Source organism: Mesotoga infera (assembly GCA_011045915.1).
GTDB lineage: Bacteria > Thermotogota > Thermotogae > Petrotogales > Kosmotogaceae > Mesotoga > Mesotoga infera_D.
Window position 1 is genome coordinate 1 of sequence record DSBT01000015.1, and the last position, 12,445, is coordinate 12,445.

Below are 12,445 nucleotides of genomic sequence, written 5' to 3' on the forward strand. Positions count from 1 at the left end.
ACCATCAATGATTATTGGTGTCAACGAGTCACAGGAAGGAGCACTCCCGAAAGCTCTATTTCAGTGAAGGAAGCCTTCTTCATCTCTGGTTGAGCAGTTCTTTCAGAGGAAAGCAGAACTCCGACAGTCCCGAAGCCCAGGGACCTATGTCGTAAGGCTGAAAGCATACACACAGTCTTCCCGCCTTCAGGTAGAAGAGCTGATCCGACGTAACTCCGTCGAAGTAATCTGGCCAAAGATCCTCGCGCTTTGCAATCTCTGACTTTATTAACTCATTCAATGCATCTTCAACGGCCCTATTGCCGAGAATATTGTGCAAAGCCACAAGTCGAGACTTCGACAAATCAATATTGTATGTTCTTCTCGATGCATTGGGATGTGCCCCGCCCGTGAATTCGCTGAAGACCATATCCAAGGTTAGAATTCCGTCGCTCACATATGCTGAGTAGACTACATAGACATCGAAAGTCCTGAAGGGCCATTCAGATGTCTTCGATTCCTCAAAGGCCTTTCTGGCCATCTCTTCGATTTCACATCTATATTGAGCGATTTCCGATTCCAGAGTTGCATTCAAATAGTCCTGAAACGGCTTATCCTTCAATCCGCTGATAGAAGGCACCTGAATATTAACGACACAGATGTCTGAATCCTCAATTATCTGCTTTCCGAGAACGGAAATCAGATCTCCTCGGGAAACAAATACCTGCTCAGGAAGATCCTGTGTGAAAGAAAAGGCAGTAACAAGAACCAGTAAGAGATAGCCAGCAATCAACAATTTACGCATATAATCCCCTCCTCGTAATTGCACGTAACGAAAGAATCAGTTGTTGTTTCCGATGTCCTGCAAATAGAGTCGCTCTTAACAAGATGATATCACCGATGTTATCCGTTTGGTTGCGAATGAAAGCAGTTCACTTATAGCATTTAGAAATCTCTTCTCCCAAGACGTTTCGATTTTCGGGGCGCTCTGTTGGAACTTTCTCGCTCATCTTCTGCGCGCTTCGTGCATAAGTTTGGTAGATGTCTACTCCACACCCAGAATTATTTCTCGGCAAGATGTCTTCAGAATGCCAGATTAAGAGCAATGGGACTCTTATGCTCTCGGCGACAAGATTTCCTGCTTTGGCTTCCATGAGTTGAGAGTCGGCGAAAAAACTGCATTCCGATGCTATGATTTAGCAGGGGGTGATTGTATTGATTCCGGAAATAACCCTTGATATGGTGAGGGTAACTGAAGCGGCGGCTTTGTTCTCTAGTGTCTATCTGGGTCGAGGTAATAAGGAAGCTGTTGATCAAAGAGCTGTCGACGCAATGAGGGGGATTCTCGATCTTCTTGAGATGAAAGGAACAATCGTTATTGGCGAAGGAGAGAAGGACCAGGCGCCAATGCTGGCTGCGGGAGAACATGTAGGCAAATGGAGTGACGACGATCCCGAAGTACTCATAGCAGTCGATCCCGTTGATGGTACGCGACTGGTGGCAAATGGAAGGTCAAATGCATTAAGCGTCATCGCGGCGACTGAAGGAGGGAAAATCGCTCCTCTTCCGACTTACTATGTGGACAAGCTGGCCGTTGGAAAGGAACTTGCTGGCAATCTTGATATAGAAGCAACTCCACGAGAAAACCTGCGTATTGCTGCTGCAATTCTTGGCGTAAAAGTGTCTGAACTGACCGTCACTATGCTGGACAGAGAGAGGAATTATCCTCTGGTTGAGGCAGTAAGAACTGTAGGAGCCAGAATCAGGCTGATAAATGATGGAGATATTGCTGCCGCAATCGCGACTGCTCTGCCAGATGGAGGAACGGAGATATACATGGGAATAGGAGGGTCGCCCGAAGCCGTTCTCGCTGCCTCTGCGCTTCAGTGCATGGGGGGAGAAATTCAGGTGAAATGCTGGCCAAGGGATTCCGGCGAGATTGAAAAGGTCAATAATTCGTCTTTTGAACTCGATCGAGTCTACGGAACAAAGGACCTTATAGATGGCGAGGAAGTTGTCTTCAGTGCAACCGGGATTACTGATGGTTCATTCTTGAAGGGTGTACGATTTACACATAATCAGGCAATAACCGATTCAATTGCAATGCGATCAAGCACAAGAACTGTGAGAAGAATAAGGGCGTACCATGAGATCGCCTACAAAACAATCACAACAAAATCCGGAGGTGAGGTCTTCATATTCAACAGTTTACTGGGAAAGAGGATGTAGAACAATCCTCCGATTCTAGTAGATGAAGCGAGAAAGAGATCCTTTCCCGTTAATCCGTGCAGTCTTGCTTCTGAAGTTCACATCTCAATACGTGACAGCCTTCGGGTTGGAAATTGAATCAAGTATGAAGGGAACGAATTCCTGAAGTCGATAAGTGATTCAAGAGATATGCTTCAACCAGAGTTTGGTGAACCAAAACCTCAACCTTTCTCGAGGAAGAGTCTGCCTGACAAGAGCCCAAAGAGATGGCAGTCTCTGCCGCCCGGTTTGTCCGGTAGCAGGGAAGGTGACATCACACCCTTAATTGCCGCATGGCGAATGAATTAGGTGTTGTTCCTCGCTTGTGAAGATGCCGAGAAAGACGAGAAATGGCGAGCTTCCTGAATAATCTCCTTTGTGTTTTTAAGATGTCTAGTCAATGCGTTCAACCTCCAATTTGATCTATCTATTTTTAGTTTGATTTTTAAGGAAAGCGTTTGATTCAACAAATCTTGTAGCTTCTCCGAGAGAATCTGTGCGTCTTGAAGTGCTATAATAACCGCAATTGGCGGAGGTAAGTGGCGTGATCTGCATTTTGGTTAACGATGTTGATTTTGAAACAGCGGTATCTCCGGTTGAAAGCGCTCTGGAGATGGTAGGTGTCGAGTTCAAAACCTGGAAAACCTTTTTGAAGGGGTTTCCTGAAGATGAATTCTGCTGCGATGGGCTGGTCCTTACGGGCGGTTTTTCGATGAGCGGGTATTTCGAAGGAGTTGTGCCGACGCAAGGTGCCACTTATGTAAAGAGTTTTCCTGGTCCCGTTCTAGGAATTTGTCTGGGAATGCAGATATTGGCCCGGCTATCTGAGGAATCACTTGTAGTGTCCAGAGAGCTTGGAGTCTCAAGGATTCGGCTAAGTAACTCATGCCAGCTCTTCTCTGGAATGAAGCGCGAAGTTGAAGCATATCAACGACACAACTATGGTCTTCCCTATGTTCCCTTCGGGTACGAACAGATTGCGTGGGGAGACGCGACTTTTATCCAGGGAATTGCCTCTCAGGATGGTACTAGATTTGGTGTTCAGTTTCATCCCGAAGAAACCGCACTTGGCTCAGAGGAGGAGTTGCTGGGAATTTTCTATAACTTCTCCAGGATCGTTTGTTCCCATTGAGGAATGATTGGGGAGGAGAAAATGAAAATAGGAATTATCGGAGTAGGAAACATAGGCAGTATTTTTGCTGGTAGGCTTCTTGGAGAACTAAAGGATCTCGATAGACTCTATTTGCATGATCGAAATCAGGAGCGCCTTTCAAACTATTCGGGAGAAGACGACAGAGTCAGAATTGCTTCGAGCCCGGATGAAGTTTTGTCGAACTGTACTCATGTTATCATTGCTGTTAAACCTCAGGATTGCCTGGAGCTATTCTCGGAGATAATTAACGGCAAGAACTCTTGCCCTATTATTATAAGCACAATCACAGGGATAGAAATCAATCTGATTTCTGAAAAGACCGGTTTGGAGAAGATCGCCAGAATCATGCCAAATGTTCCGAGTGCTATTGGCCGTGGAGTTACGGGTTTTGTCTGCTCGAACTCACTGACTGGAAGTGACAAGAGAGACGTTGAGAGAATTCTTCTGACGATGGGCGATATTGTTGAGGTCCGTGAAAAGGATCTAGCCGCAGTAACCGCTTTGAGCGGGAGTGGACCGGCCTTTGTTTTTGTTATAGTAGAGTCGTTGATAGACGTAGGTTTGAAGATGGGACTATCCTACGATGTTGCCAGAGAGCTGATTCTTGGCACTCTGGGAGGGTCTGTCGAGCTGCTGAAGGTGAAGGGCAATCACCCAGGCGAGTTCCGTCATCTTGTTACCTCACCGGGGGGGACAACCATCGAGGGAATTTACTCGCTGGAAAGAGAAGGATTGAGAGGTACCATAATGAAGGCGTTGTTCGACACTTATCTTAGAGCTAAAGAGATAAACTCGGAGCTGGAGGTGACGAATGACAGATCTTCTCGATAAAGGTGAGAAAGTAAAAGCGGCCTCGAGGAAGCTTAGGTTGCTCAATACAGAAGAGAAGAATGGAGCGATCTTGTGTATCTCCCGAGAACTCGAGACTCAGAGGGAGAAGATCCTTCAGGCCAATTCCATTGATGTTGAGAATTCAAGAAAGAAGGGAGTGAAGGAGTCGCTTGTAGATAGACTCTCTCTTTCTCAAGATCGGATCGCGAAGATGATCGAATCATGCGAGAATGTCGCCGCTCTGCCAGATCCGGTTGGCGAAATAGAAACCTCATGGGTTCAGAAAGACGGGCTGCTTATTTCAAAAGAGAGAGTTCCGATCGGGGCGATAGGCATGATATATGAGTCTAGACCGAACGTAACCGTCGACGCCTCCATACTCGCGATTAAGTCCGGTAATTCCGTCCTTCTAAAAGGAGGAAGCGATGCAATTAACTCAAACAAGGCAATCGTTTCCGCAATAAAGACGGCTCTTACTTTGTCGGGACTTCCAGACTGTTCGGTGGAGCTGATTGAAGACACGACTCATGAAGCGGTGGAAGAGATGCTGAAAATGAATCAGTATCTATCTCTGATAATACCCAGGGGCGGCGCAGGGCTGATACAGTATGTAGTCAATAATTCGAGAATACCCGTAATAGAGACTGGAACGGGCAATTGCCACATATTCGTCGACTACAACGCTAATCTAGAAAAAGCAGTGGAAATAGTCGATAATTCGAAGACACAAAGACCAGGAACCTGTAATGCAGTTGAAACGCTTCTTGTTCATAAGGCGATTGCGGCTGAGTTTATCCCCCGTGTCGCGGAGGTCCTAACTGAAAAAGGTGTAGAGCTCAGAGGCTGTACTGAGTCCATAAGATATTGGAAAATGCTACCTGCAACTGAGGAGGACTATTCTACAGAGTATCTCGATCTCGTTCTGGCGGTGAAGATAGTCGAAGACGTAGAGGGCGCGGTATCGCATATCGAGAAATATTCAACGGGGCACTCTGAGGCCATCTTAACAAATGATTATGCCAACTCAAGATATTTTCTGAAAGCTGTGGATTCCGCCGCCGTTTATGTAAATGCATCAACTCGTTTCACAGACGGAGGAGAATTCGGATTTGGCAGTGAAATAGGTATAAGCACACAGAAACTTCACGCCCGTGGACCTTTTGGTCTTAAGGAACTCACCAGCTACAAGTACACTGTACTGGGCGACAACCAGGTGAGAAAGTAATGTCTAGGATTGTTCTCAAGGTTGGTTCAAATTTGCTGGTAAGAAAGAATGGGGAAATTGACAAGAAGTATATAGCCGAGCTTGCGAGGGAAATTTCTATGCTCAAGGCTGACGATAATCAAGTTGTTTTAGTGTCTTCCGGCGCAAAGGCGGCCGGCTTTGGTTATCTTGAAGGAAGGAAACCGACCAGTGATCTCTACATGAAACAGGCCCTTTGTGCAGCGGGTCAGGTTCAGCTAATGAAGCTCTATGAAACAGTCTTTGGGCTCTTTGGGGAGAAGATAGCGCAGATTCTAGTAAACAGGGACGACTTCGGCGACAGAAAAAGGTTCCTTAACCTGAGAAACACTCTTATTGGACTCCTGGAGCTTGGACTGGTTCCTGTAGTCAATGAAAACGACACGACATCCACCGAGGAGATAATGTTTGGAGACAACGACATACTTGCATCAATGTTTGCAATTGGATGGCAGGCAGATTTGCTTGTCCTGATGTCTACCGTCAAAGGAGTGGTGGGCGAGAATGGTGAAATTATCTCGATATTTGATGAGTCCAGGAGGCTGAAGAAGATTGAAAGCTCGTCGTGGGGTACTGGAGGTATAGATACCAAGATAAGAGCCGCACGGGCCGCATCTGCGAGTGGAATCAGGAGCTGCATATGCAACGGTAGAGAGCTCGGGCAGATTGAGGGTTTTGTTAAGGGTGGAGATATCGGTACTGTCTTCACTCCAATAGAGTCGCCTGGGGCGCGAAAGGCCTGGATTGGATTTCTATCGACTCCTAAGGGTGTAATCAAGATAAATCGGGGAGCCGAGGGAGCAATTAGAAGAGGGAAGAGCCTCCTTGCCGTAGGCGTGGAAGATGTTCATGGAGACTTCTCCGAGGGAGAAGTTGTAAGCATATCTTCGATAGAAGGCGAAGAGATTGCCAGAGGAATCTCAAACTTCAGTGCTCTTGAGGTCAAGAGAATCAGGGGAGTGAGGAGCGACAGAATACCCTCAGTACTGGGGCATGACTGCGCGAAAGTAGTAGTCCACATTGATAATTCTTATCGTATCTGACTATGTGTTCTTCATGACGAGCTTTTCACCATGCACTCTTCTTGAAGATCGTCACGAGATGCTTGGCAAGAAAATAGGAATGCTGATCGAAAATTACAATCAGACTGAAAACAGATTCTTAATCAAATCACCGAGTCAATAGAGGATTTGGATCTACGCTGCCTTCGGACGGCTGGTTATGGCAACCTTTTAACCGAGGTCTGTCTATCCCGTTATATACTTTTGTTGAACAACTGCTGGAGGTGAAGTATGTATAGTTTTCCGGATAATCTTTACTCCGATGTGAGAGTCGAGGACGTTTCAAAGAGCGACATCATAGTTACTCTGGGGCGTACTGATAACATGAAAGAGCAGAAGTATGTCGCGGCCTTCATAAGGGTCTTTGATGGAGAAAGGTGGTACTATAGCTCGACTACGAATCTGGATTCCGTTCAAGAGGAACTGGATAGACTTGCCTGTCTGGCAAAGAAGAATCCCGATATCGAAGAAAACAGAATCGTTCGCAAGTTCGAAGTCAACAAGGGATCCTATTTGAGCTACGAAAAGGATGAAGATTTCTCCCAAGTCTCTCTCAGAGAGAAATTTGATTTGCTCTCTAGTTACTTCCCTCTCATTGGAGAGAGAGAGCTTGTGAAATTCTGGAGAGGTCAGTATATTGATCAGAGAGTTGTCAAGAGCTTCTTTTCAAGCAAAGGTGCTGATCTCACATTTGATTATCAACGTGTCGGCTTCAGACTGCTCTATCAGATGGTTTGTGGAGAAGAGCAATTCATGGATAGATTCGATCTGGCGGGAAATACGCTGGATGTGATTAAGGATCTCCACGAGGAAGTCGGGCAGACAGTCAAGACCTCTGAAGATTTCATAAGAAATGCCAAAGCCGTCACGCCAGGAAAATATCCGGTTATTCTGTCTCCTGAAGCTGCAGGTGTATTTGCCCATGAGAGTTTTGGACATAAGAGCGAAGCTGACTTCATGCTTGGAGACAGAACCATGATGGAAGAGTGGAAGATTGGGCGAAAAGTCGGAAGTGAAATACTCTCAATCATTGACGATGGAAACAAATCGGGAGTTGGGCATGTTGTATTCGATGACGAAGGAACGAAGGCGGTCGAAACTTACTTGATAAGAGACGGTTATCTGTCGGGCAGATTGCATAGCGCAGAAACGGCAGCTACTCTGGAAGAAGAATTGACGGGAAACGCCAGAGCTGTCAGCTTCGAGTATGAACCAGTAGTGAGGATGACAACAACTTTCATATCTCCCGGAGAATTGTCTTTAGAAGAACTTCTTTCCGAAATTAAGGATGGGATTTTTGTCGATTCCCTGAATCACGGGTCTGGAATGTCGACCTTTACGCTTGCACCAAACAGGGCTTACTTGATAAGAGAAGGAAAGATCACGGAGCCGGTGAAGATTTCCGTTGTGACCGGGAGCGTTTTCCAGACGTTGAACGAGATAGAAGGGCTTACTGAGGATTTCAGACTTCTCTCATTCTCTCTTGGAGGGTGTGGAAAGATGGAGCAGTATCCTCTTCCAGTTGGATTTGGCGGACCTTTTGTTCGAGTCCGTTCGCTTAACGTTCATTAAGGAGGTGCCATCTATGACAGAAGAGAAGCTGGTAGTCCATTATACAGAGAATGCGGTTAAAATAGTTCAGACTCGTGTAAGCTCACTGAGAAAAAAAGACATTCTGCGTACTTCTGTTCGGCTTTACGACGGTAAGTCGATGGGAGTTGCAGGTTCGCTTGGCGAATGCGATGAAAGAGAGCTGAATGCAAGAGCTAAACTGTCTCTGGAGCTGGGAATTCCTTATCCTTCCGAGGCGACGAAAGAGCTGGAACGGGAGGAATGTGTCCAGTCCGATCTGCAAGACAGTGCGGAGCTGCTTGATGCAACGGAGGAGATTCTCGAAGAGCTAAGGACCGATCAACCCGAGTTTAGCTTCAGTCACATCTTCAGAAGTAGTAAGATTGAGTCTCAACTGAGAAACAATCTGGGCCTTGATCTCAAATCCTCGCGAGAATCGCTAAGTCTCTCACTCGTAATAAAAGACAAGAAATCATCGAATATTATCGATGCGATGACAGGTTACGAGGGCAGGAAGTTCCAGAAGGAGAGGTTTATTGAACTCACTAACATGGTCTGTGAAGCCTACAAGAATCAGCTCGATGGAATCGAAGAGGGAGAATATCCGGTGGTGTTCATGTCAGACGATATCACCTACTACAAGAAACTATATGAGTCCCTAAATGGAATGTTGTTTGCAACGGGTGGATCGCTGTTTTCCGGGAAGACTGGTATGAAAGTCTTCTCTGATAAGGTCACGGTTTTGCAGACCAGAAATGTTTTGGACAGTTTCAATGAACCTTTCTTCGATTCGGAAGGAACGGTAAATGATGCCGATCGATTTGCCTTGATCGAAAACGGTGTAATAAGATCCCCTTATACAGATAAGAAAACGGCGTCCACTTTCAGCTTGCCTCTAACTGGCTCTGCCGGTGGAGAATTCGATGGTCTACCTGAACTTGGAATGCCGATGCTAAAGTTCTCTGAATCGGAAGAGACTATAGAGCAGCTTTTGAGAGGTCAGAAGGCTATCTTTGTTCTTATCGCCAGCGGCGGAGACTTCACTCAGGATGGTCACTTTGCGACTCCTGCCCAGCTGGCGTTCTTGTTTGATGGCGAGAGGTTCATAGGAAGACTGCCCGAGATCAGCATTTCTTCACATCTGTATGATATGTTTGGAAAAAACTTCCGAGGAGTTTCAAGGGATGACTTCCTTGGGCTCGAAAACGCAAAAATGACCGTTATGAACATGAAAGTGGAGAAGCTGTAGTGTTCTGGTTTGTGGATGAGGAGCGTCTCCTGCTGTTCTGGAAAACTGCGTTTTACGTCGAGACAGGAGGGGTTCGATGCACTCGATAGCTATACTTGGAGCCGGGATGATGGGGAACGTCCACGCGAGGGCTTACAGGGCCATGAATCAGACAAGTAACCTCTGGATAGTCGATCCGATCGCAAGCAGGGCAAGAGCGCTCGCGGAGAGTTGTGGAGCGGTTGTTGCCAGCTTTGACGAAGTCCTTGAAAACGACGGCATAGATATTCTGGATATCTGCACGCCTACATTTACTCATAGGGAACTTGCCATCAGGGCATTGGAGTTTGGCAAACACGTTTTCTGTGAAAAGCCCGTCGCTCTAAAGTTGGAAGACGCCAGAGAAATGGAAGAGGCGGCTAAAGAGAGCGGCAAGAAGTTCATGGTAGGTCACGTCGTACGCTTCTTTCCGCAATATAGTGTGGTAAAGGAACTCTCAGTTGCAAGAGATATCGGTGAGATTATGATGGCGAGGCTTTACAGAGGCGGATCTTTTCCCTCTCATGGGATTGACAATTGGTTTGCGGATCCAGAAAAGAGCGGAGGTGTCTTTGTCGATCTTTCCATTCACGATTTTGATTTTCTTCGAACACTACTCGGTCGAGTGATCACGGTGGAAGCCAGGTCCTCCATGCTGAGTTCCAAGAAGAAGAAAAGCTCTTTCGATCATGGGATGGCAATTATGAAGTTCGAATCCGGTGCTCTGGCTCACGTTGAAGGCAGCTGGGCCGAGCCGTTCGGGATGCCTGTCAACTTCGGAACATTCTACGAGTTCGTCGGCACTAAGGGAATGATAACCAACAGCTACGAGAGAGAAACGACACTTAAGCTGCAAACCTCGATCGAGGGAAAACCAAAATACGCACAGGAAAATCCAGCTTATTTCGATCCGTACGCTGCTGAGCTGAAATCGTTCATGCTATCGGTTGATGAAGATAAGGAAGTGCCTGTGAACGGAAGAGAGGCCATCGAGTCGTTGAGAATCGCACTGGCGGCCAACCTGTCGGCAAGATTGCTCAGACCGGTCGAACTTTCGGAGGTGTACTGAGATGACGAAAATCGGGATTCTCGGTATTGCTCATATGCACGGTTACAGTTATGCAAGAACGCTGAATGGAATGAATAATGTCGAAATAACAGGGCTTTACGACGACGACAGATCCAGAATGAACAAAGCCTGCAAAGATCTTGGAATAAAGCCCTACGAACATCCCGAAGAACTCGTTGCCGAAAGCGACGGAGTGATAGTGACCAGTGAGAACTCGACTCACAGGAAGTACGTTGAGATCGCAGCCCTAAAGGGAAGACATGTTCTCTGCGAAAAGCCGATAGCGACAACCGTTAAAGACGCTGATGCAATGGTGAAGATCTGCAAGGAAAATAACGCTAAACTTCAGATGGCCTTTCCGGTTAGGTACAGCGCTTCTATCAGAAAGGCCAAAGAGATCATAAGGGCCGGTTCTCTGGGCGATATAATCAACCTTGTCGGAACTAACCATGGGAGAATGCCTGGCGGTTGGTTCACAAATCCCGAGCTAAGCGGAGGAGGAGCCGTGATGGATCATACCGTTCATGTGGTAGACATTGTGAGGTGGCTTCTTGACTGTGAATTCACAACTGTCTACGCTACTTTCGGCACCCTGATACACGGTATTCAGGTCGAGGATTGTGGACTAGAGATGTTTAAGCTCTCGACGGGCCAGTATATGACATTAGACTGCAGCTGGTCGAGACCAAGGGCACACCCTTACTGGGGAGATGTTACGTTGCGCATTGTAGGAACAGAGGGAACTCTATTTCTGGACGTCTTCAATTCGAAAATCGAAGTCTATTCAAATGAAACTGGTTCAAGCTGGGAGAACTACGGTGATAATTTAGATCAACTGTTGATTGAGGAGTTTGTTGAAGTGCTCAAGTCAGGTAGAAACCCGTTTACGACAGGGGAAGATGGATTACAGGCCTTGAAGGTAGTTTGTTCTGCTTACAGGAGTTTTAGAGAGGGAAGAGAGACAGGGATTGCATAGCACCGTTCCAACGTTTTCTTCTCGGTTTTCAGCTCTGAGGTATAATCAATAAGAGATGAATGCAGTAATGAGGTGAGCTAATTGGAGCATCAGTACGATCGAAGAAAATTGGAGCGGGAGTTTGACAACCTTCCCGAGGCCTCCCCGATAGCAGACATCGACCCATTCAAGGGAGACATAATTGCTATGGTAGGAGCGCTTGCGCTTGACTATCTTGAGCTGGGTTTGGAAGACACTTTGCTGGACATTGGGACAGGTCGGGGAAGATGGGCTGTGGCTGCGAGTCCTTACTGCAAGAAAGTCATTGGAATAGATATAAGTAGAAGAATGTTGGAAGACGCCAGAATAAATGTGGCGAGTTCTGGTGTCGAAAATGTTGAATTCTTCAGGGGCTCCTTTGAGGACCCCTGTGAAGAGACGGATGTTTTTCGGAGAAATGTGAATAAGGTTGTCGCAATCTATTCTCTTCACCATCTTACTGATCCGATGAAGAAGCAGGCCGTCTCTGGTTTGTCAAAAATGCTGGTGAGACCCGGGAGAATCGTCATAGGTGATATTATGTGGTTCGACGATCCTGGTAAGCACAGGGATGCGTGGGACGAAGTCTATTTCGACGACAGCGAAACAGATCACCCGGCGAGCATTTCATTTATGAGAGAAGTTTTCGAGGCCTGTGGCGCGAGTGAAATCGAGATTCTTCAGGTCCATCCGCTAGTGGGGTTGATATGTGCAACCTTTCTCTAGAATGATTCATGGTAAGTATGAGATGATTGGCAACCTGTTTACAGGAGTTAGTTCGTAAAGAGTCTTAGTTAATGAAGTGCTTCGCTCGATGCGTAGCTGAGGGTTTTCCGTGACTTCTGGCAATAAGAGTACTTCAGGACTCGAAGTCTTCGGCTTGTTCTTCAGATCGTTTCGAGCACAGGCCTTATTGAAGAACAGTGATAGTGATATCAGGCTACTCTTTGGTAGTAACCTTCTTCCCATACACTCCGGCTCCGGGATCAAATCCCCTCTTTCGGGCTATCTCTTCCACAGTTTTTTGAA

Annotated in this window: 11 protein-coding genes; 10 read left to right on the forward strand and 1 reads right to left on the reverse strand. The window is 46.6% G+C overall.

Going from position 1 to position 12,445, the window contains the following annotated elements; all coding sequences use genetic code 11:
- Positions 1-79: 79 nt before the first annotated feature.
- A complete protein-coding gene (locus tag ENN47_00405) occupies positions 80-784 on the reverse strand; it encodes a DUF3298/DUF4163 domain-containing protein (GenBank protein ID HDP76652.1) in 705 nt (234 codons plus the stop codon).
- A 410-nt stretch (positions 785-1,194) separates the two neighbouring features.
- On the opposite strand from ENN47_00405, the gene glpX reads away from it, so the two are divergent.
- From glpX to ENN47_00455, 10 genes are all read left to right on the forward strand, one after another.
- A complete protein-coding gene (gene glpX / locus ENN47_00410; GenBank protein ID HDP76653.1) occupies positions 1,195-2,208 on the forward strand; it encodes a class II fructose-bisphosphatase in 1,014 nt (337 codons plus the stop codon).
- A gap of 562 nt (positions 2,209-2,770) precedes the next feature.
- Positions 2,771-3,358: a glutamine amidotransferase gene (locus ENN47_00415; protein HDP76654.1), complete on the forward strand. Its 588-nt coding sequence runs from the start codon at positions 2,771-2,773 to the stop codon at positions 3,356-3,358.
- 21 nt (positions 3,359-3,379) lie between these two features.
- Entirely contained in the window at positions 3,380-4,210 is an 831-nt protein-coding gene (proC, locus tag ENN47_00420; protein HDP76655.1) for a pyrroline-5-carboxylate reductase, read from the forward strand.
- Positions 4,191-5,435: a glutamate-5-semialdehyde dehydrogenase gene (locus ENN47_00425; protein HDP76656.1), complete on the forward strand. Its 1,245-nt coding sequence runs from the start codon at positions 4,191-4,193 to the stop codon at positions 5,433-5,435. Before proC ends, ENN47_00425 begins: the two co-directional genes overlap by 20 nt.
- Positions 5,435-6,496: a glutamate 5-kinase gene (proB, locus tag ENN47_00430; GenBank protein ID HDP76657.1), complete on the forward strand. Its 1,062-nt coding sequence runs from the start codon at positions 5,435-5,437 to the stop codon at positions 6,494-6,496. The genes ENN47_00425 and proB overlap by 1 nt, the downstream gene beginning before the upstream one ends.
- Before the next feature lie 249 nt (positions 6,497-6,745).
- Positions 6,746-8,086 (forward strand): TldD/PmbA family protein, encoded by a 1,341-nt coding sequence (locus ENN47_00435; GenBank protein ID HDP76658.1) that lies wholly within the window; start codon positions 6,746-6,748, stop codon positions 8,084-8,086.
- A gap of 13 nt (positions 8,087-8,099) precedes the next feature.
- Complete coding sequence (locus tag ENN47_00440; protein HDP76659.1) at positions 8,100-9,335, forward strand: peptidase U62; 1,236 nt, start codon at positions 8,100-8,102, stop codon at positions 9,333-9,335.
- A 76-nt stretch (positions 9,336-9,411) separates the two neighbouring features.
- A complete protein-coding gene (locus ENN47_00445; protein HDP76660.1) occupies positions 9,412-10,422 on the forward strand; it encodes a Gfo/Idh/MocA family oxidoreductase in 1,011 nt (336 codons plus the stop codon).
- Position 10,423: 1 nt separating this feature from the next.
- Positions 10,424-11,398, forward strand: coding sequence for a Gfo/Idh/MocA family oxidoreductase (locus ENN47_00450; GenBank protein HDP76661.1), 975 nt, complete (start codon positions 10,424-10,426; stop codon positions 11,396-11,398).
- Between the two features lie 81 nt (positions 11,399-11,479).
- Complete coding sequence (locus ENN47_00455) at positions 11,480-12,142, forward strand: class I SAM-dependent methyltransferase (GenBank protein ID HDP76662.1); 663 nt, start codon at positions 11,480-11,482, stop codon at positions 12,140-12,142.
- Positions 12,143-12,445: the final 303 nt, after the last annotated feature.

What these genes read in the sequence shown, in the direction of transcription:
- ENN47_00405 (HDP76652.1), bottom strand. Translation starts at nt 784, where the DNA reads ATGCGTAAATTGTTGATTGCTGGCTATCTCTTACTGGTTCTTGTTACT.
- proC (HDP76655.1), top strand. Translation starts at nt 3,380, where the DNA reads ATGAAAATAGGAATTATCGGAGTAGGAAACATAGGCAGTATTTTTGCT.
- ENN47_00425 (HDP76656.1), top strand. Translation starts at nt 4,191, where the DNA reads ATGACAGATCTTCTCGATAAAGGTGAGAAAGTAAAAGCGGCCTCGAGG.
- proB (HDP76657.1), top strand. Translation starts at nt 5,435, where the DNA reads ATGTCTAGGATTGTTCTCAAGGTTGGTTCAAATTTGCTGGTAAGAAAG.
- ENN47_00435 (HDP76658.1), top strand. Translation starts at nt 6,746, where the DNA reads ATGTATAGTTTTCCGGATAATCTTTACTCCGATGTGAGAGTCGAGGAC.
- ENN47_00440 (HDP76659.1), top strand. Translation starts at nt 8,100, where the DNA reads ATGACAGAAGAGAAGCTGGTAGTCCATTATACAGAGAATGCGGTTAAA.
- ENN47_00445 (HDP76660.1), top strand. Translation starts at nt 9,412, where the DNA reads ATGCACTCGATAGCTATACTTGGAGCCGGGATGATGGGGAACGTCCAC.
- ENN47_00450 (HDP76661.1), top strand. Translation starts at nt 10,424, where the DNA reads ATGACGAAAATCGGGATTCTCGGTATTGCTCATATGCACGGTTACAGT.